The organism is Flavobacterium fluviale, assembly GCF_003312915.1.
GTDB lineage: Bacteria > Bacteroidota > Bacteroidia > Flavobacteriales > Flavobacteriaceae > Flavobacterium > Flavobacterium fluviale.
On record NZ_CP030261.1, the window covers coordinates 224764 to 243726 of the forward strand.

An 18963-nucleotide genomic window follows, 5' to 3' on the forward strand; every position below is an offset into this window, starting at 1 on the left:
CTAAACCTTTTCTGCGTATGATTTAAAGTTACTTAACCTTAAAACCCAAAAATTATGTCTAAATTAAGTATTTATGAAAACAAGTGGACTGATCTTGTTTTCGAAAACAAAAACAAAGAGTACGGCGCATATCAATTACGTCAAGAGAATTCAAAAAATTCTGTTACAGCTCTATTTATGGGTTTACTGTTATTAACGGCTTTAGGAAGTGCATCTGTACTTATTAGCAAGTTTAAACCACAAGTAATTGACACAGAAACTGAACCTGTGATTTACGACCCAATCACACCTGTGAAAATTGATCCGAGTGTTGCGCCTCCGCCGCCAGCTCCACCTGCACCTGTTGTAGAACAAACTGCAGCGAGCACAACAGATGCGTCTCAGTTAATCAATCCTGTGGTAAGTACAACAGAAGAAGCTATAAAGGAAATTGCTCCTAATACAGATAATGCACCGGTTGTAGAAAACCTTAACGGAACTGGAACTTCTATTAACCCAATTCCAGTTAGTGGAGGCGGAGGTAACGGTAATGGTGATGTTGCTTCAGCAGCGCCAACTACTAATGAGCCTGTTTCTTCTGCAATTTTAGACAAACAACCTGAATTCCCAGGAGGAATCAACCAATTCTACAAATATGTGGGAAACAATTTCCGCAGACCAGAATTGGAAATGGAAAAAACATTAAGAGTATATGTTTCTTTCGTAGTTGAAAAAGACGGGTCACTTACTGATATTATGGTAAAAAATGATCCTGGCTATGGAATGGGAAAAGAAGCTGTGAGAGTTTTAAAATCTTTAAAAACAAAATGGAATCCGGGAATTTTGGATGGAAAAGCTGTACGAACTATGTACAACCTTCCAATTACAATCAAGACGGATGCAGAATAACAATTAAAAAAGCAGAACTTAGGTTCTGCTTTTTTATTGGACTTTATTTTATAGGTGCCGAGAGAAATTAAAGTTTATTAAATTTACAACTCATTTCAAAATTAACCTTAATGCCTTTTACTTTTTCTCATCCTGCAATTATTCTTCCTTTAAGATATTTGCCAAAAAAGTGGTTTTCTCTCACTGCTTTAATAATCGGCAGTCTAACACCCGATTTTGAATATTTCCTGCGAATGAAAGTCAAAAGCGTTTACAGCCACACTATTTCAGGAATTTTTTGGTTTGATTTACCATTGGCTATTTTACTTATCTTCATATTTCATAACATTACAAGAGATTTATTATTTCATAACCTTCCAGCAATTATAAAAGATAGAATATTGCATTTTACAGATTTTAACTGGAATACATACTTTAGAACAAATTGGCTTATTGTTTTACTTTCTGCACTGATCGGCATAATTTCTCATATCTTTTGGGATGGTTTTACTCATAACCACGGTTACTTTGTAAATCAGATCGACATTCTTAAAAATTCCATATCATTATTTGGAAGCGAAATCCCATTTTGGAAAATAGCACAGCATGCAAGTTCTCTTACTGGAGCTATAATTATTATAGTTACTTTTATCCAACTCCCACAACACTTTACTCCTTCTAATTCTGGCAGACGTACATATTGGAGCTTTGTTATTCTATTCAGTTTTTCTGTATTATTTGTCAGATTCTTAAGCAACCCAAAGGCTTTGCATATTGGAAACCTCATAGTATCTATTATTGCCTCATCCTTAATTGCAATAATTGTAATCCCACTATTATTTAAATTTAAATCAAGAATAAAAAATTAACAAAATCAATTACTTTTACTACTTCTTAAATCAATTCATTTAACTACTAAAAAAAATAAAGTAATGGGAATATTTTCTGCAATTCTTGGCAACGCAGGCTCTGTAAGTCAAGAAGATTTAATTAAAAAATACGGACAGCTGTTAACTACAAATGAAGAAATCGAAATGGGTTTTAAACTTATTCGTGACACTTTCATTTTTACCAATAAAAGATTAATTTTAGTTGACGTTCAAGGAATTACTGGAAGCAAAACAGAATACAAATCTATTGCCTACAAAAACATCACCAGATTCAGCGTAGAAACTGCGGGAACTTTTGACCTTGATGCCGAATTGAAAATCTGGATCTCAAGCGAACAACAGCCAAGTATTGTAAAACAATTCAATAAATCGGTTAACGTTTATGAAGTGCAAAAGATCTTAGCATTTCATGTATTAGGATAAAAAACAAAACCCGGCAAATTTGGAATCTGCCGGGTTTATTATTTTTTAGAAGAATATTATTTCTTTTTAGTTGTAGTTTTCTTTGTTTTTGCAGCCTTTTTAGTTGTAGTTGCAGCAGGAACAGTGTTTACAATCTTTTGCTGCACATACGGTTTATATAAACCATCTTTCTCTGCTCTTTTCTTAGCTTCATCTGCTCTTTTATTTGAGTCTGGATGCGAACTCATCATTTGATCGATAAATGAAGCCTGAGATCCTTCACTCATTTTTGCCAAAATTCTAAAAGCAGATTCTTCAGCATTTACATTGTAACCATTTTTTTTCATGAAATTATAGGCGTACAAATCTGCTTCCGATTCTTGTTTACGACTGTACTTACTGTCAATAATCGCGCTTCCAATCTTTCCAAGCTGGCTGTCTGTAACTGTTGCCACAGTAGCTGATTGTGAAGCAACTCCATCCATCAATGCTTCTTTTTGATAAGCCGCGCGAACAGCATCTCTCGAATCATTGTTTGCTACGTGTCCAATTTCATGCCCAATTACAGCAATTAATTCATTATCATCCATAATATCCATCAATCCAGAATAGACACGAACGCTTCCGTCTGCCGTAGCAAAAGCATTTACTTCTTTTAATTTATAAACTTTATAGTTTAAAGAAAATCCTTCTCCAGACACATGTTTACCAAAAACCCTGTTTAATCTCAAAGCATAACCATCTGAAGGCCCAGCGATTTCATGTTCAGAATCCAATTTATCAACGGCTTCTTTAGACAGTTTAGCAGCATCAGCATTACTAAAAGTAAAACCTGTCACTCCTTTTTGAACTGCTCCTATTGCTTTATCTCCAAAATTAATCTGTGCACTCATTTTAGTCAGCCCAAATGCGGCAAATAAGATTCCTGCTATTATAGTTTTCTTTTTCATGTTTTTTTACAATTATAATTCAACAACAAATGTAAATAACAAAAACGCTATTTCATTTCAGAAATAGTTTGTTTTTTCAACTATTAAAGATATAAAATTTGAGCAGATCTATAACATTGTAACAAAAAAAAACCGACAAATTTGGAGAATTTGCCGGTATAAGTTTCGATAATTATTTCTTTTTTGCCGTAGTCTTTTTTGCGGGAGTTTTAGCTGCAGCTTTTACAGGAGCAGTATTTACAATTTTCTGCTGCAGATACGCTTTATACAAACCATCCTTTTCAGCTCTTTTTTTAGCGTCATCGGCTCTTTTTCCAGAATCAGGATGCGAGCTTACCATCTTAGTAAGAAAAGATGCCTCTGCCCCTTCACTTAAATTTTGCAGGATTCTAAAAGCTGATTCTACTGCATTAACATCATAACCATTTTTCTTCATGAAATCATATGAGAATAAATCAGCCTGAGATTCTTGTTTTCTACTATGTTTGCTGTCAATCATTGCGCTTCCCAATTTCCCTAATTGAGATTTTGTAATAGTCTCAATTGTTCCTGACTGCGATGAAGCGACATCAAGCAAAGCTTCTTTTTTGTACGCCGCTTTAATTGCATCTCTTGTATCATGATTTACAACGTGACCAATTTCGTGCCCAATAACTGCAAGCAGTTCATTATCATCCATAATATCCATCAAACCAGCAAAAACACGAACGCTTCCATCTGCGCAAGCAAAAGCATTAATATCTTTTACCAAATAAACTTTATAGTTTAAGGTAACGCCTTCGCTGGAAGTATGTTTTCCAAACAAACGATTTAAACGAATAGTGTATCCGCTTGTAGGTCCCGCAACAGGGTTTTCAGCGTCCATTTCATTAATCGCTTGTTTTGCTAAAGCGGCTGCATCTGCATCACTAAACGTAAATCCTGCAACACCTTTTCCTAAAGCACCCAATGTTTTATCTGAAATTATTTGCGCATTGACTTTCGTAAAACCAACAACTGCAAATAAAATACCCAATAAAATAAATCTCTTCTTCATGTTTTTAAATTGTTAAAATTAACAACCAAATTACCACGAAACATTTTTTTGATATTCCCCAAAAAGCCAAATTTATAACAGATTATGGTAAAATTTAAAATTTAGAAAATTCAGTTTAAATACCAAAATCGTGGTAAGAATTTAAAAGACAACCTTTAAAATATATTTAAATACAAACTATTACAATTTTAATTTCATAATCTTCGATATTTGCAGTAAAGACAAAAACTAAACGAAAACTAAATTTGCATGTCCAAATAAACTACATTCCGTATCTTTGTGCTTTGAAAATTGATATATGGAAACAGTCTCTGCAAATATCCCTACTGCAAAACCTAAGTGGTTAAAAGTAAAACTGCCAATTGGACAAAAATATACTGAACTTAGAGGTTTGGTCGATAAATATAGCTTAAACACAATTTGTACCTCAGGAAGCTGCCCAAATATGGGAGAATGCTGGGGCGAAGGAACAGCAACTTTCATGATTTTAGGAAATGTCTGTACCCGTTCTTGCGGCTTTTGCGGTGTAAAAACCGGAAGACCAGAAACGGTAGATTGGGATGAACCTGAAAAAGTAGCCCGTTCTATTAAAATAATGAATATCAAACACGCTGTAATTACAAGCGTTGATAGAGATGATTTAAAAGACGGAGGTTCTATTATTTGGATGGAAACTGTTAGAGCAATTCGCAGAATGAATCCAAATACAACTCTAGAAACTTTAATTCCAGATTTTCAAGGAATTGAAAGAAACATCGATCGTATTGTAGAAGCAAATCCAGAAGTGGTTTCTCATAATATGGAAACTGTACGTCGTTTGACACGTGAAGTTCGTATTCAGGCAAAATATGACAGAAGTTTAGAAGTACTTCGCTATTTAAAAGAAAAAGGCATTAACAGAACTAAATCTGGAATTATGCTTGGTCTTGGAGAAACTGAAGAAGAAGTTTTTCAAACCATGACTGACTTACGAAACGCTAATGTTGATGTGGTTACAATTGGACAGTATTTACAGCCTAGTAAAAAACATCTTCCTGTAAAAGAATTTATTACTCCCGAACAGTTTGCAAGATATGAAAAATTCGGACTTGATTTAGGTTTCCGACATGTAGAAAGCGGACCACTTGTTCGTTCTTCTTACAAAGCGCAAAAACATATTTTATAAAAAAGTTTAATCGTTTAATCGTTTAATTGTAAAACCGATTAAACGATTAATCCATTAACCGAATAAACTAAAAATTGAAAACAAGAATTGCCATTAATGGATTTGGAAGAATTGGTAGAAACTTATTTCGCCTGCTTCTAAATCATCCTGAAATTGAAGTCGTTGTTATAAATGACATCGCAGACAACAAAACCATGTCACATTTAATTAAATATGACAGTATCCATGGTGTTTTGCCTTACGCAGTAAGTCATGACGAAAACAGCATTATTGTAGATGGCAGGCATTTTTTCTTTTTTCACGAAAAGAGCATTTCAAATATAGACTGGAAATCACATTCGATTGACATTGTAATTGAATCGACAGGAAAATACAAAACGCACGAAGAATTAAATGCGCATCTAGAAGCAGGTGCAAAAAAAGTAATTCTTTCTGCTCCTTCTGAAGTAGATACTATCAAAACTGTGGTTTTGGGTGTTAACGAATCTATTTTGGATGGAAACGAAGATATAGTTTCTAATGCAAGCTGCACCACAAATAACGCTGCTCCGATGATTAAAATAATTGAAGATTTATGCGGCATTGAGCAAGCTTACATTACAACTATACATTCTTACACAACAGATCAAAGTCTTCATGACCAGCCCCATAAGGATTTACGCCGTGCAAGAGGTGCAAGTCAGTCAATTGTTCCAACAACTACAGGTGCAGCTAAGGCATTAACAAAAATTTTTCCTAAATTGCACAATAAAATCGGAGGATGCGGTATTAGAGTACCCGTTCCAGATGGTTCATTAACAGATATAACCTTTAATGTAAAACGTGCAGTAAGCATTGAAGAAATAAATAAAGCATTTAAAGAAGCCTCAAAAACAAATTTAAAAGGAATATTAGATTACACCGAAGATCCTATTGTTTCGGTCGATGTAATTGGCAATACACATTCTTGTTTATTTGATGCGCAGTTAACTTCAGTTATCGATAAAATGGTAAAAGTAGTAGGCTGGTACGATAACGAGATTGGCTATTCATCAAGATTAATAGATTTAATTTTACTAATAAGAAAAAAATAAGGTTCATTGTAAAAGCATTGCCATACATGAAATACTGTCTTTTTATTGTTGTTTGTTTTCTTACCCCGTTTTTGTATTCTCAAACCAAAAAGAATACAGATAGCATTAGCTATTATAACAAACTGGAAGCCAGTAACCTTACCAATAAAAATCGCAGTCAGGTACAGCTTCAAAGCCAAAAATCTATTAATTTTTGCGAAGTCATCGGAAAAAAAGAAAATCTAGCCAACCAGACTTTAAAGCTTGGCAAAATTTTTTACAATAAAGGAAAATTTGAAGATGCTTTAAAAAACTTTCATAAAACGGTTTCTTTTTACGATACATTACAGCCAAGCTGTATTAAAGCTTTGGCTTTGTACTATATCGGCGTAACTAATACTGCGAAAGGTGATTATAAAACAGCTGATGTGTACTATGGAAAAGCGCAGAATTTACTAAAAGAGCTTAACCTCACGGATCAAGCAGAATCTCTTCACTATCAAAAAGCATTAGCACAAAAGAAAAATAATGACCTTCCTCTAGCAGCAAAAACTTTTATAAGCATAATTAAAAAACCAGATAATTCAAGTATAATAAGAACAAAAGCAGATTCCTATTATCAGCTTGGTTTGATAGAAACTCAACTCAAACGGAATGATTCTGCCATAATATATTTCGACAAAGCATTAGACTACAACTCTAAGATTAATGATTTTCAAAAAAAATCTAAGATCGTTTTAGCAATAAGCCAATATTATAAGCAAAATAAAAATTATGATATGGCTTATTCTTTTTTGGATGAGCACTATCAGCTGGAAAATTATCTTTTACGTTTAAAAAATGCTAAAGTAGATTTAAATGAATTCGAAAAATTCAAAAAAAATCAATCTTTAAACAATACTATACAAAGAGAAAGCGAAGAAAAAATTCAGCTAAAAACCTATCGGTATTCTAAGTTAGTCAGTATTTTAGCGATTGCGCTGATTTCGATTTTATCTCTTCTAAGTCTGGCATTGTACAAAAACAATATCATTAGAAATCAGAATAATTTATTGCTCCGCGAAAAAAATAAAGAATTGATTTTAGCCAAAAACAAAGCTGAAAAAGCTTCAAAAGCAAGATCTGAATTTTTATCAACTGTTAGTCACGAACTCCGGACACCATTAAACGCAATTAACGGAATTACCCATATCTTACTAGAAGACAAACCGAAGAAAAGACAATTAAAATATTTAGAGTCTTTAAAATTTTCTGGTAACTATTTGACCACTTTTATTAATGAAATCTTAGAAATTAATAAAATTGACTCCACTAAAGTGGAAGTAGAAAACATAAGTTTTAATCTTAAAGAACTGCTATTCAACATTCAAAGTTCACTGAAGGAATTGGCAACAGCCAATAAAAATTATTTCAATTTAGAAATAGACAAATCTATTCCCGACAGCCTCATTGGCGATCCAACCAAATTATCTCAAATCATACTTAATTTAATCAATAACGCTTTAAAGTTTACAGAAAACGGACATGTAAGCGTAATTGCAAAATTGTATTCGCAGGAAAACGAAAACGCTGTCATTTATTTTGAAATTATTGATACGGGAATTGGAATCCCAGAAGACAAACTTCAAAGTGTTTTTGAAAGTTTTTCTCAGGGTTCTATTGAAGTGAATAGAAAATACGGCGGCACTGGTCTTGGTCTTACAATTGTAAAAAAACTAATAGAACTTCTGGGGGGCGAAATAAAACTAAAAAGTGAAGTTGGTAAAGGCTCTACTTTTACCTTCAAACTAAATTTCAAAATTAACAACGAACCATTGGAAGTAATTGAAGAAATAAAATCTTATAACGACAAACAATTGAAAAACAAATCTATTTTATTGATCGAGGACAACAAAATCAATCAAATGATAACTCGTAAAATGCTTGAGAACAAAAACATTAACTGTGAAATCATAGATAATGGAGAAGATGCAGTCGAGCTTTTAAAGATTAAACGTTTTGATATGGTTTTAATGGATGTTCACCTGCCTGGAATTAATGGCACAACGGCTACCAAATTAATTAGAGAATTTGACAAAACAACTCCAATTATTGCATTAACCGCTATTTCGCTTGACGAAAACCGAGATATGCTTCTTTCTTTCGGAATGGATGATGTCATTACAAAACCTTTCGTTCCAGACGAGTTTTATGCTATTATTGCGAAGTTTTTCGATTAATTAAGTTCCTAAGAAGTTAAGACACTAAAGTTTTAAATCTTGCATTTAGGCACATATTTCTACATACTCCAAAATAGCAGTATCAAAATCTTTTTGACTATTAATAAAAGAACTTCTTATTGGCAGATAATATAATTGTGAAACCAATTTAGAATCTTTTAAACGAACATAATCTTTTTCTGTTGTAATAATTTTTCTTCCATTTGCTTTAACCTGAATTGCTTCTAAATCGGCATCGGAAAAATGATGGTGGTCAGGAAAAGTAAGACATTCATCATTTTCATTCTTTAAATAATCATAAAATGGTTTTGGTTTTGCAATTCCAGCCAAAAGCAATTTAGATTCAGATTTGATTTCGCTGACTGAAATTTTTTCTTTCTTGCTGTAGATTTCTTCATCATAATCTATAAAAGTAAAAAAGACTTGTTGGGAACTGCTTAATTTAAGTTTTAATCTAATTGCAGTTTGTTGTTCCTCAGATAAATTTTTAGGACATTTTGTAACCACAACAATGCTGGCTCTTTCTGCTCCGCTCCTGCTTTCTCGCAGATTTCCTGTTGGAAGCATAAAATCATCTGCATATAAATCCCCATAAGAAGTCAGCAAGATATAAAAACCTGCTTTTACTTTTCTGTGCTGATAAGCATCGTCAAGCAGAATAATTTCTGGTTTTTCCTTTTGTGAAAGTAATTGCTGAATTCCATTTGTACGATTAGCATCGACAGCAACCAGAACATTTGGAAATTTTTGATAGAACTGAAAAGGTTCATCACCCAAAATTTCAGCATTTGAATTTTCATCAGCCAAAACAAAACCTTCCGATTTTCTTTTATAACCGCGGCTTAAAGTGGCAACTTTATATTTATCTGACAACAATCGAATTAAATATTCTATTTGAGGCGATTTACCTGTTCCACCTACACTTAAATTTCCAACAGCAATAACTGGAAGGTCAAATGAAGTTGATTTTAAAATTCCTTTGTTAAAGAGAAAATTACGAATGCTGGTAATAAAACCATATAAAATGGCAAAAGGGAAAAGTATTTTTCGAAGTAAGTTCATAGAATTATTTATCTGAGTAATGACCCATTGCAGAAACTATAATAACGGTGACAATCTCTTCTTCTACGCGATAAACCATTCTATCTTTTTGATTAATTCTTCTAGACCAATACCCATTAAGGCTATACTTCAACTCCTCTGGTTGTCCTTCTCCAAAAAAAGGGGTTTCAGTTAGTTCTAAAAGTATTTTTTCAATCTTTTTTATGGTAGCTTTATTTCCTGATTTATAGTGATTTTTCAAATCTTTACGAGCAATATCGTCAAATTCTACAAAATACTTCCCCATATATCATCTGGATTTAATCTTGTCGTTTTTCCTTGTTTAATATTCTCTTCTGCTTTTTTAACTTTTTCAATAAATTCAGCACTATAAATACTTTGCTCCTCATTAACCTGTCCATAACTATCCGTTTCAACAATTTCAATACCATCAAGACCTTTAAAGAAAGTTTCGAACATTTCCATAAATGCTTTTCCTGTCTTCGTGTGTTCGTTAATTTTTATAGTTGTCATCACTTATAAATTTTATATTACAAATGTACTAAATTTGTACTTTTAGTATCAACTATTATTACCATTAGTATAAATAGTTGTTATCAACAAAAATTTGGAAAAACTGAAAATGAAAATCAAAAATATTATATCGTCTCTTGAAGAAATGGCTCCTTTGGCTTATGCCGAAGATTTTGACAATGTCGGACTTTTAGTCGGAGATTCTGAAACCGAATCTACAGGAGTTTTAGTCTGTCATGATGCCTTAGAAAGTGTTATCGACGAAGCTGTTGCTAAAAACTGTAATCTAGTCGTTTGTTTTCACCCGATATTATTTTCTGGAATTAAAAAAATTACAGGCAAAAATTACGTAGAGCGCGCAATCTTAAAAGCCATAAAAAATGATATTGCCATTTATGCCGTTCATACTGCCCTTGACAATCATTCTCAAGGTGTAAATAAAATTTTCTGCGATGCTTTAGGATTAACCAATACCAAAATATTGATTCCTAAAAATAATTTCATTCAAAAATTAGTCACTTTCACTGTTCCTGATAATGCTGATAAAGTTCGAAATGCATTATTTGAAGCTGGGGCCGGCAATATTGGAAATTATGACAATTGCAGCTTTAATACTCAAGGTTTTTTTACTTTTCAGGGAAATGAAGAAAGCAATCCTGTAATTGGAGAAAAAGGGAAACTGCATACTGGGGAAGAAATTAAAATCGAAGTTGTTTTTGAAAAACATATGCAATCAAGAGTTTTAAAAGCTCTTTTTGCAAACCATATTTATGAAGAAGTTGCTTATGAAATTTATGATCTTCAAAATCCCCATCAAAATATTGGATTAGGAATGGTTGGTGAATTTGAAAATGAAATGGATGAAAAAGATTTTCTTCTTTTAGTAAAAGAAAAAATGACTGCCGATGGAATTCGCCATTCTGAGTTTTTAGGAAGAAAAATTAAGAAAGTTGCCGTACTTGGAGGTTCTGGAAGTTTCGCCATAAAAAATGCCATTCAAGCTGGAGCTCAGGCTTTTTTAACTGCGGATTTAAAATATCATCAATTTTATGAAGCCGAAAATAAGCTTCTTTTAGCAGATATTGGTCATTTTGAGAGTGAACGCTATACAAAAAACTATATTGTTGATTATCTTCGAAAAAAAATTCTTAATTTTGCGATCATTTTATCGGAAGAAAATACAAATCCAGTTAAGTACTTATAGAATATGACGAATACGAAAGAATTAAGTGTTGAGGACAAGTTAAGAGCAATATATGATTTACAGCTTATTGACTCTAGAATTGACGAAATCAGAAACGTTAGAGGTGAGCTTCCTTTAGAAGTTGAAGATTTAGAAGATGAAGTTGCAGGTTTGAGCACTCGTTCAGAGAAACTGAAAGGTGAACTTGAAGTGATTGAGGAGCAAATCAAAGCGAAGAAAAACGCTATTGATGAGCATAAAGAGGTTATCAAAAAATACACAAAACAACAGGAATCTGTACGTAATAACAGAGAATTTAATTCTTTGACAAAAGAGGTTGAATTTCAAGAATTAGAAATTCAATTGGCTGAAAAGCAAATAAAAGAAATGAAAGCTTCTATCGAGCACAAAAAAGAAGTTATTTCTAATTTAAAAGAAAAACTTGACGCTAAAAGCTCTCATTTAAAACATAAAAAATCTGAATTGGATGCAATTATGGCTGAGACTCAAAAAGAAGAAATCTTCTTAACTGAGAAATCTGCTGAATTTGCTGGACAAATCGAAGATAGATTATTGGCTGCTTACAACAGAATCAGAAGCAGTGTTCGTAATGGTTTGGCTGTAGTTTCTATTGAAAGAGGAGCTTCTGCTGGGTCTTTCTTTACAATTCCGCCTCAAACTCAGGTAGAAATTGCTTCAAGAAAGAAAATCATCACTGATGAGCACTCTGGAAGAATTTTAGTTGACAGTGCTTTAGCTGAAGAAGAGAAAGAAAAAATGGAACAATTGTTCTCAAAATTCTAAATAAACGGTCCCGATTTAATCGGGACTTTTTTTTATATTATTTGCCACAGATTAAAATGATTTACACAGATTTAAAATATCTCGCGATTTTGAGATTAAAATCTTTAAAATCATTTTAATCTGTGGCAAAACTTTTTTTAGCAGGCGTAAAGTCATATTTTTTACCTTTACTAAAAATCTAAGTTTTGAAAATTAAAAAAGGAATTCGTTTTATTACATTAAAATCTGTTGGATCATACATTAACTTTTTGAGTTATGTTCGTCCGCAAAGAGCCACCGAACTTTCTTATGCGCTTTTTAGCCAGCCGCGAATTGGCAGGTTCAAAAAAGAAACTCTTCCAAAAGTGCTGCAAAACACAGAAACAGAAATTTTTCATCATAACGAACATCATTTTCAAACCTATATCTGGAAAGGAAATGAAACCAAAATTTTACTAGTTCACGGCTGGGAAAGTAATGCCTCGCGCTGGAAAAAAACTTTACCACACTTACAAAAATCTGGAAGTACTATTATTGCAATTGATGCACCAGCACACGGACAAAGCAGCGGAAAAGAATTTAACGTGCCGCTTTATGCGGAATTTATTAATAAAGCGGTTGAAAAATATCAGCCGACTATTATTATCGGGCATTCTATTGGCGGCGCTGCCTGCGTGTATCATCAGTATTTATTTCCGAATACGAGTATCAATAAAATGGTAATTCTTGGCGCTCCATCAGATCTCAAAACTTTGATTGATAATTATATTTCAATGCTGAGCCTGAACACTAGAATGTTATCACTCTTAGAAGGTAAATTCATAAATCGATTCAACTTTAAACTAGAAGAATTTTCAGGACAAAAATTTGCATCCCAATTTACTATCCCAGGTTTCATTGCCCATGATACTTCGGATAAAATTGTTGCTTTTGAAGAAGGAAAAAAAATCGCCAGTAATTGGAAAAACAGTCAGTTCATCGAAACTAGCGGTTTAGGCCACGGAATGCATGATGATGAATTGTATGAGAAAGTGATTGAGTTTTTGTTTGCTTCTGAAGGGTCAAAGTAACAAAGGAGCAAAGGTTTTCTTTACAATTCATATATAACTTATAACTCAAAAAAAATGATCGCCGTAATTTTCGAAGTCATTCCCAATGAAGGAAAAAAAGAAGAATATCTGGATATTGCTGCTAGTCTCCGCCCTGAATTAAATAGTATTGATGGCTTTATTTCTATAGAAAGATTTCAAAGTTTGAATGATCCTGGCAAAATTTTGTCTTTATCTTTTTGGAAAGATGAAGAAAGTATTCAGCAATGGCGAAATCTCGAAATGCATCGTCACGCGCAATCAAAAGGAAGAAATGGAATTTTTAAAGATTATCATTTACGAATTGCAGCTGTAGTTCGCGATTACGGAATGTTTGAAAGAAAAGAAACTCCTGACGATAGTTCCATTTTTCATGACTGAGAAAAGGTGCAAAGGTTCAGAGGAACAAAGTTTTCTTAGATTCTGAGTTGCTAATTCTAAGTTTTGCTTAACAAAATCTAAAATTCTAAGAAGCCTAACAATCTAAGAAGTCCTAAATTTTAGCTACTTTTACAGTATGGAAGAAAATCTAAAACGTCTTAATAAATTTATTGGCGAAACGGGCTATTGTTCTCGTCGTGAAGCCGATAAATTGATCGAAGAAGGACGCGTAACAATAAATGGCGCTGTGCCAGAAATGGGGACTAAAGTTTCTCCACAAGATGAAGTGCGTATTGACGGAAAACTAATTGTTGAAAAACATGAAAAATTGGTTTATCTGGCATTTAACAAACCAGTCGGAATTGAGTGCACAACCAATCTTGAAGTTAAAAATAATATCGTAGACTATATTAATTATCCGAAACGTATTTTTCCAATCGGAAGATTGGATAAAGCAAGTGAAGGATTAATTTTCATGACAAATGATGGTGACATCGTCAACAAAATTCTACGCGCCAGAAACAATCACGAAAAAGAATATACCGTTACTGTTGACAGACCTATTACAGATCGATTTATCCAGCGTATGGGAAATGGTGTTCCGATTCTAGATACGGTTACCAAAAAATGTAAAGTAGAACAAATCAGTAAATACACCTTTAAAATCATTTTAACGCAGGGATTAAACCGCCAAATTAGAAGAATGGCAGAATACTTGGGTTATGAAGTTACGGCGCTTAAACGTATCCGAATTATCAATATTTCTTTGGATGTTCCTGTTGGGCGTTACCGTGATTTAACTGATGATGAGATAAAAGAATTAAATCAGTTGATTGAGCCTTCTAGCAAAACTGAAGAAGCGAGTTTTCCAAAAGTGGAAAACCTGAATAAAAATTCAAACCAAAGTTCGAGTCGAAGAACAACGTTTATTTCTAAACATGATCCTCGATTTAAAAAAAGAGGAGATCAATAAATATCAAAAGTCCCATTCTTTGAAAGAATGGGACTTTTTGGTTATTGGATAATTTTATCAATCTTATCATGAAGATTTTTCTTTATCCAAATATTCATTTCAGTTTTATTTTTAGAATTACTAGCGTGCATAGGAGATTCTTCATTAATCAAAATCTTATCACGCTCTAAATCAATCAAAGAATGATAAAGACCTCCTCTTTGCATTATTAAATAATGCTTTTTTACAAAAATCTTAATTCCATCTATATTTTTTGGGCCTTCATCATAATTGAAACATACAAAATTAAAATTAGCACTTTCGTCTTTTTTATTTCTGACATTTTCTACCAGCTGCTTGTCAATTCTTTCTAGATTTTTCCATTTTCCCCTTTTCCATTTTAGAATACACCATTCCGTATCATCGAAACCAGCCATAGAAAAATATAAAACATATGTTTCATTTTTATAATTTATATGCTGCTGATACAGATAATCTTTAAAATATGTTTTTAAAAGGTTCATTTTTATATTCAAGTAGAGATCTTGTCCAGCTTGGTTCAATCCGTTTTCAGCTTTCTTTTTATACTTTTTTGCAATATTTAAATTTCCATCTAAAAGCCCCCTATCTTGACTTTCTTTAATTTCAGCTTTCTTCAAAATAGAAAAATAATAGTCTACGCTTCGATATTTTAAATTCTGAGAATTTGTAATAAATGAGATAAGAAACAACATCGAAAAAATAAAAATCCTCTTCATTTACTTATTCTTTTCATTTAAAAATTCATAATACAAAGCTTTAGATAAAAAACTTTCATTCTGATAGTTCAAAATCATTTCCTCCCTGCTGCTTTCATCATAGCCGCCATTTAAATTATTTTTTAAAAAATATTCGCGTCGGGCGTCATCATTAAAGTTAAGTCCACTTAAAAATTTGGGTTCGGTACATTTATTTACAGAGATATTATAATTTGTAATCAGATTCCCCCAGTTCACAAAACTGCATAATAACAATGTTCCATAAAAATACCAAATCATATTATTTACCAGATAAGAATTTGTTTTTTGCTTTTTAATTTTTAGAAAAACAAAAACCAAACCTACGATAGATAAAATCAAAAAGGCATATACACCCAATCTTTTATAAGTTAAACCAAAGACAGAAATGTATTCTGAGTTTTTAATTATGGCGCTTAAGATTAAAAAACCATTTAAAACAATCCAAATTTTAGCAAGTTTCTTTAAGCGTGCTGCTTTTTCATCAAAATTAAATCCGCCTTTAAAGTAGAACATGATTAATCCTACTGCCATCAAGATCGAAAAAATTACTGAGTTTACTCGTTCGTGCGTATCTGCGCTTAAATTTGTTTTCTCTACCACTTCAAAAAACTGTTCATAATTATAAGTACCGATAAAAACCAAAAGCATAATATTTAATAAAACCAATGTGATTTCACCGCTTTTTCTCTCGAAATCAAGATCTAGAAATGAAAATGTACTTTGATTTTTTACTTCAGAAATATTAGTAAAATCATTGCTTAGTTTTGAGTTGTATTGATAACAAACGTCTGGAACCCAATAATTCCAAAAACTGAAAGAAATATAAAATCCCAAGATTGTAACCAATATTAATTGCGGCAGATTTATATCTAATTGATAATCGGTAAATAATGACGCAAAATGATTACTTCCGAAAGAATAAGCGATGAAAAACAATCCTAGAAAAATAACGGGAATAACTACAAAGGCAACAAATTTCTTTGCAAAATCATTATGAATTTTTCGTTCTGGAAGCCATTGGTGAAAAAGAAAAATACGTCCTAGAGAAGTGATTCCGTTTAAGAAAATTAACGGAAAAACTTGTACGCTTTTAAGTTCGCCGTCTTGAGTTTTAAATTGTAAAAACAGAATTGAAAGTGCTAAAGCAAAAAACGAAGCGGCATCTCCGTACCACGCAAAAGCAAAACAAGACAAAATAGAAGTCATAACTAAAACCAAATGTGATCGGTCCACAAATTTCTCCTGAAAGAAGTAACTAATTAAAAGAGTGAGAACTACTCCAAAAATAGAGAGATTAATACCAACAGATTCGTTGTAAAAAAGCAGGATAAAAACTGCTGTACAGGCAAAGATAATTTGATGTTTTTTCATTTTAATAGCATTTTTAGTTTGTTATTTATTTTTAAAAGTACTTTGTATTTCAAAGTTTTTAGGTAAAAAAATAGAGCTGCTAAGATCTCATCAATTTTTCGAGATAAGATAAATGTTCCTTAAAAGCCACGCGCCCTAAGTCGGTTACTTGGTAAGACGTTCTTGGTTTTTTGCCTACAAATTCTTTTTTTACTTCAATATAACCGGCTTTTTCTAGCGCAGAAGAATGACTGGCTAAATTACCGTCGGTGATATCTAATAGCGTTTTCATTTCGGTAAAATCTACCCAATCATTGACCATCAGAATAGACATAATACCTAATCTGACACGACTTTCGAAATCTTTATTTAGTTTATCAATGATTCCCATTTGGCTGGTTTATTTATATTTTTTGAACATGATTAATCCGTACAAAATATGTAAAATTCCAAAACCAATGATCCAAAATAGTAAGCCATATCCAATAAGAAAAAGAGAAATTAATCCTAAAAAAAGTTCACAGAAACCTAAATATTTCACATCTGAAAAAGTATACTTTTCTGCATTAATAAGCGCTAAACCATAAAATATCAAAGTTGCAGGTGCCACTAAACCATAGGCTTGATGATACTGTAAAGCCAAGCAAAAAATTCCTCCGGCAATTAACGGAATTGCCAGATTAAATAACATTTTTTTTGTTGCCGATGTCCAAATTGGCAGATTGTATTTTTTACTTTTTCTAATGGTAAAAAATATTCCAAAAGCAAGAGCAAAAAATAGAATAACAAAAGCTGTATAAATTACCTCTGAAACTAAACTACCCGAAAGCAAAATGTGCTCATCGGTAAAATATTCGATTCCATTTGCTTTAAATAATTGATAAACGTACATACCACCAATCAACGCAGAGAGACCTGCAAAAACGCCTGATAGTCCGCTTAAAGATATAAATCTGGAAGAACGCTCCATCATGGAACGAATATGTGCTAAATCTTCTTGGTGCTTTTGATTCATAATTAAAGTACTTTGCAGTACAAAGTTATTATTTATTTTGAATTGACAAATGAAAAAGTGATTTTTTTTATTTCAACAAGACCTAACAGGTTTTAAAAACCTGTTAGGTCTATTATTCGCATAGCTGCGTGAGGGATAGGAGCAAGCTACCGAAGTAGCGCGGATAGCCCGACCGTAACGAGATAAAAAGGCGTATATGCGCAAAGTATGTTTGCCTTTTTATCTCGTTACGGTCACGCCCAAATTATAAAAACGAAAAAAGCCTATTCTTAACGAACAGGCCTTTTTACTGTTTTGAGATTTTAAATTAAAACCATCTTCTTCTTTTGAATAAAAAGACCCCAAAACTGGATAGGATTATAGAAACTAAAAGTAAAATCCAGATTCCGTATCTGCTTTCTTCCAGACCATTTGGGACGTTCATTCCGTACAAACTGGCAATTAGGGTTGGAATCATTAAGATGATCGAAATGGAGGTCATCTGTTTCATAATGTTATTCATATTATTTGAAATAACCGAAGCATAGGCATCCATCATTCCGGTTAGGATGTTGTTGTAAATATTGGCCGTATCCTGCGCCTGATTTAATTCGATTTCGACATCTTCCAGTAACTCGGGATCGTAATTGGCTTTGTGCGCTTTTAGATTTTTAATTCTTTGAAATAAAACGTCATTTGCTTTTAAAGAGGTGATGAAGAATACAAAACATTTTTCGATTTGAAGCAGAGCTTGTAATTCTTCATTTTTGATAGATTTCTCTAAATTATCTTCTGCCAGTTTTATTTTTTGATTGATTTGTTTCAGATATTTTAAGTACCAGACGCTTGATGACAAAAGCAGTCTCAGTACTAAATTGAAATTATCTTCGATTTCGATATTTTTGCGCTGTGAATACGAAACAAAGTCGGCAATGATTTCTGTTTTATAAAAACTGATTGTAACACAGATATCATCTTTAAAAATTAGTCCGAGAGGAACCGTATGAAAGGGTATTTTTACATCTCCACTTTTAATGGGGATTCTCATGATAATTAACGTCCAGCCATCTTCGACTTCTATACGAGGTCTTTCGTCGATGTCCTCAATATCATTGTAAAATGCTTCGGGAATTTGAAGTTCTTCTAGTAAGTAGTTTTTTTCTGTTTCTGTTGGAGATTCGATATGAATCCAGCAATTAGAAGTCCATTTTGGGATTTCAATCAATCCGTTGTTGTTTGTGTAAAAGGCTTTCATTTCAAAATACAGGATTTTATCGCAGCATTTTGAAATTTTCAA

General features: G+C 32.6%; 21 protein-coding genes. 11 read left to right on the top strand and 10 right to left on the bottom strand.

Annotation, left to right across the window (positions count from 1 at the left end; translation table 11 throughout):
• Window positions 1–54: 54 nt before the first annotated feature.
• From HYN86_RS01100 to HYN86_RS01110, 3 genes are all read left to right on the top strand, one after another.
• Complete coding sequence (locus HYN86_RS01100; RefSeq protein WP_113676401.1) at window positions 55–888, top strand: energy transducer TonB; 834 nt, start codon at window positions 55–57, stop codon at window positions 886–888.
• A 110-nt stretch (window positions 889–998) separates the two neighbouring features.
• A complete protein-coding gene (locus HYN86_RS01105; RefSeq protein WP_113676402.1) occupies window positions 999–1736 on the top strand; it encodes a DUF4184 family protein in 738 nt (245 codons plus the stop codon).
• Between the two features lie 63 nt (window positions 1737–1799).
• A complete protein-coding gene (locus HYN86_RS01110) occupies window positions 1800–2180 on the top strand; it encodes a PH domain-containing protein (RefSeq protein WP_113676403.1) in 381 nt (126 codons plus the stop codon).
• A 56-nt stretch (window positions 2181–2236) separates the two neighbouring features.
• Here the strand turns inward: HYN86_RS01110 and HYN86_RS01115 are convergent, their stop codons facing one another.
• Both HYN86_RS01115 and HYN86_RS01120 read right to left on the bottom strand, forming a co-directional pair.
• On the bottom strand, window positions 2237–3109 hold the full coding sequence (locus HYN86_RS01115) for a M48 family metalloprotease (RefSeq protein WP_113676404.1): 873 nt from the start codon (window positions 3107–3109) through the stop codon (window positions 2237–2239).
• Between the two features lie 172 nt (window positions 3110–3281).
• Window positions 3282–4145 carry a M48 family metalloprotease gene (locus HYN86_RS01120; protein WP_113676405.1) on the bottom strand — a complete coding sequence of 288 codons (864 nt, stop codon included), beginning with the start codon at window positions 4143–4145 and terminating at the stop codon, window positions 3282–3284.
• 298 nt (window positions 4146–4443) lie between these two features.
• On the opposite strand from HYN86_RS01120, the gene lipA reads away from it, so the two are divergent.
• The 3 genes from lipA to HYN86_RS01135 all read left to right on the top strand — a co-directional run bounded on the left by lipA (window position 4444) and on the right by HYN86_RS01135 (window position 8581).
• Window positions 4444–5310, top strand: coding sequence for a lipoyl synthase (gene lipA, locus HYN86_RS01125; RefSeq protein ID WP_113676406.1), 867 nt, complete (start codon window positions 4444–4446; stop codon window positions 5308–5310).
• Between the two features lie 74 nt (window positions 5311–5384).
• On the top strand, window positions 5385–6383 hold the full coding sequence (gene gap / locus HYN86_RS01130) for a type I glyceraldehyde-3-phosphate dehydrogenase (protein WP_113676407.1): 999 nt from the start codon (window positions 5385–5387) through the stop codon (window positions 6381–6383).
• A gap of 26 nt (window positions 6384–6409) precedes the next feature.
• Window positions 6410–8581 carry a tetratricopeptide repeat-containing hybrid sensor histidine kinase/response regulator gene (locus HYN86_RS01135; RefSeq protein ID WP_113676408.1) on the top strand — a complete coding sequence of 724 codons (2172 nt, stop codon included), beginning with the start codon at window positions 6410–6412 and terminating at the stop codon, window positions 8579–8581.
• A 45-nt stretch (window positions 8582–8626) separates the two neighbouring features.
• On the opposite strand, the gene lpxK is transcribed toward HYN86_RS01135, so the two are convergent.
• From lpxK to HYN86_RS01150, 3 genes are read right to left on the bottom strand one after another with little or no spacing between them, the layout of a single operon-like run.
• A complete protein-coding gene (gene lpxK / locus HYN86_RS01140; RefSeq protein WP_113676409.1) occupies window positions 8627–9643 on the bottom strand; it encodes a tetraacyldisaccharide 4'-kinase in 1017 nt (338 codons plus the stop codon).
• Window positions 9644–9647: 4 nt separating this feature from the next.
• Complete coding sequence (locus HYN86_RS01145; protein ID WP_113676410.1) at window positions 9648–9929, bottom strand: Txe/YoeB family addiction module toxin; 282 nt, start codon at window positions 9927–9929, stop codon at window positions 9648–9650.
• On the bottom strand, window positions 9911–10156 hold the full coding sequence (locus HYN86_RS01150) for a DUF2683 family protein (RefSeq protein WP_113676411.1): 246 nt from the start codon (window positions 10154–10156) through the stop codon (window positions 9911–9913). Before HYN86_RS01150 ends, HYN86_RS01145 begins: the two co-directional genes overlap by 19 nt.
• 109 nt (window positions 10157–10265) lie before the next feature.
• Here HYN86_RS01150 and HYN86_RS01155 point away from each other — a divergent pair, with 109 nt between their 5' ends.
• From HYN86_RS01155 to rluF, 5 genes are all read left to right on the top strand, one after another.
• The gene (locus HYN86_RS01155; RefSeq protein ID WP_113676412.1) at window positions 10266–11360 is read left to right on the top strand and encodes a Nif3-like dinuclear metal center hexameric protein; all 1095 of its coding nucleotides are present in this window, start codon (window positions 10266–10268) and stop codon (window positions 11358–11360) included.
• Between the two features lie 3 nt (window positions 11361–11363).
• Window positions 11364–12143, top strand: coding sequence for a zinc ribbon domain-containing protein (locus HYN86_RS01160; RefSeq protein WP_113676413.1), 780 nt, complete (start codon window positions 11364–11366; stop codon window positions 12141–12143).
• A 185-nt stretch (window positions 12144–12328) separates the two neighbouring features.
• Window positions 12329–13192 carry an alpha/beta fold hydrolase gene (locus tag HYN86_RS01165; RefSeq protein WP_113676414.1) on the top strand — a complete coding sequence of 288 codons (864 nt, stop codon included), beginning with the start codon at window positions 12329–12331 and terminating at the stop codon, window positions 13190–13192.
• A 54-nt stretch (window positions 13193–13246) separates the two neighbouring features.
• Complete coding sequence (locus tag HYN86_RS01170; protein ID WP_113676415.1) at window positions 13247–13591, top strand: antibiotic biosynthesis monooxygenase family protein; 345 nt, start codon at window positions 13247–13249, stop codon at window positions 13589–13591.
• Between the two features lie 136 nt (window positions 13592–13727).
• Window positions 13728–14564, top strand: a complete 837-nt coding sequence (gene rluF, locus HYN86_RS01175; protein WP_113676416.1) for a 23S rRNA pseudouridine(2604) synthase RluF — start codon at window positions 13728–13730, stop codon at window positions 14562–14564.
• 41 nt (window positions 14565–14605) lie between these two features.
• On the opposite strand, the gene HYN86_RS01180 is transcribed toward rluF, so the two are convergent.
• From HYN86_RS01180 to HYN86_RS01200, 5 genes are all read right to left on the bottom strand, one after another.
• Complete coding sequence (locus tag HYN86_RS01180) at window positions 14606–15202, bottom strand: hypothetical protein (RefSeq protein WP_162789246.1); 597 nt, start codon at window positions 15200–15202, stop codon at window positions 14606–14608.
• Window positions 15203–15301: 99 nt separating this feature from the next.
• Window positions 15302–16693 carry a DUF4153 domain-containing protein gene (locus HYN86_RS01185; protein ID WP_113676418.1) on the bottom strand — a complete coding sequence of 464 codons (1392 nt, stop codon included), beginning with the start codon at window positions 16691–16693 and terminating at the stop codon, window positions 15302–15304.
• Window positions 16694–16772: 79 nt separating this feature from the next.
• Window positions 16773–17063 carry a winged helix-turn-helix domain-containing protein gene (locus tag HYN86_RS01190; protein ID WP_113676419.1) on the bottom strand — a complete coding sequence of 97 codons (291 nt, stop codon included), beginning with the start codon at window positions 17061–17063 and terminating at the stop codon, window positions 16773–16775.
• A gap of 9 nt (window positions 17064–17072) precedes the next feature.
• Complete coding sequence (locus HYN86_RS01195; RefSeq protein WP_113676420.1) at window positions 17073–17687, bottom strand: hypothetical protein; 615 nt, start codon at window positions 17685–17687, stop codon at window positions 17073–17075.
• Window positions 17688–17994: 307 nt separating this feature from the next.
• Window positions 17995–18963: a magnesium transporter CorA family protein gene (locus HYN86_RS01200; protein WP_230406415.1), complete on the bottom strand. Its 969-nt coding sequence runs from the start codon at window positions 18961–18963 to the stop codon at window positions 17995–17997.

Coding starts and splice junctions, on each gene's coding strand:
- HYN86_RS01100 (WP_113676401.1), top strand. CDS start 55: ATGTCTAAATTAAGTATTTATGAAAACAAGTGGACTGATCTTGTTTTC.
- HYN86_RS01105 (WP_113676402.1), top strand. CDS start 999: ATGCCTTTTACTTTTTCTCATCCTGCAATTATTCTTCCTTTAAGATAT.
- HYN86_RS01110 (WP_113676403.1), top strand. CDS start 1,800: ATGGGAATATTTTCTGCAATTCTTGGCAACGCAGGCTCTGTAAGTCAA.
- HYN86_RS01115 (WP_113676404.1), bottom strand. CDS start 3,109: ATGAAAAAGAAAACTATAATAGCAGGAATCTTATTTGCCGCATTTGGG.
- HYN86_RS01120 (WP_113676405.1), bottom strand. CDS start 4,145: ATGAAGAAGAGATTTATTTTATTGGGTATTTTATTTGCAGTTGTTGGT.
- lipA (WP_113676406.1), top strand. CDS start 4,444: ATGGAAACAGTCTCTGCAAATATCCCTACTGCAAAACCTAAGTGGTTA.
- HYN86_RS01135 (WP_113676408.1), top strand. CDS start 6,410: ATGAAATACTGTCTTTTTATTGTTGTTTGTTTTCTTACCCCGTTTTTG.
- lpxK (WP_113676409.1), bottom strand. CDS start 9,643: ATGAACTTACTTCGAAAAATACTTTTCCCTTTTGCCATTTTATATGGT.
- HYN86_RS01145 (WP_113676410.1), bottom strand. CDS start 9,929: ATGGGGAAGTATTTTGTAGAATTTGACGATATTGCTCGTAAAGATTTG.
- HYN86_RS01150 (WP_113676411.1), bottom strand. CDS start 10,156: ATGACAACTATAAAAATTAACGAACACACGAAGACAGGAAAAGCATTT.
- HYN86_RS01155 (WP_113676412.1), top strand. CDS start 10,266: ATGAAAATCAAAAATATTATATCGTCTCTTGAAGAAATGGCTCCTTTG.
- HYN86_RS01160 (WP_113676413.1), top strand. CDS start 11,364: ATGACGAATACGAAAGAATTAAGTGTTGAGGACAAGTTAAGAGCAATA.
- HYN86_RS01170 (WP_113676415.1), top strand. CDS start 13,247: ATGATCGCCGTAATTTTCGAAGTCATTCCCAATGAAGGAAAAAAAGAA.
- rluF (WP_113676416.1), top strand. CDS start 13,728: ATGGAAGAAAATCTAAAACGTCTTAATAAATTTATTGGCGAAACGGGC.
- HYN86_RS01185 (WP_113676418.1), bottom strand. CDS start 16,693: ATGAAAAAACATCAAATTATCTTTGCCTGTACAGCAGTTTTTATCCTG.
- HYN86_RS01190 (WP_113676419.1), bottom strand. CDS start 17,063: ATGGGAATCATTGATAAACTAAATAAAGATTTCGAAAGTCGTGTCAGA.
- HYN86_RS01195 (WP_113676420.1), bottom strand. CDS start 17,687: ATGAATCAAAAGCACCAAGAAGATTTAGCACATATTCGTTCCATGATG.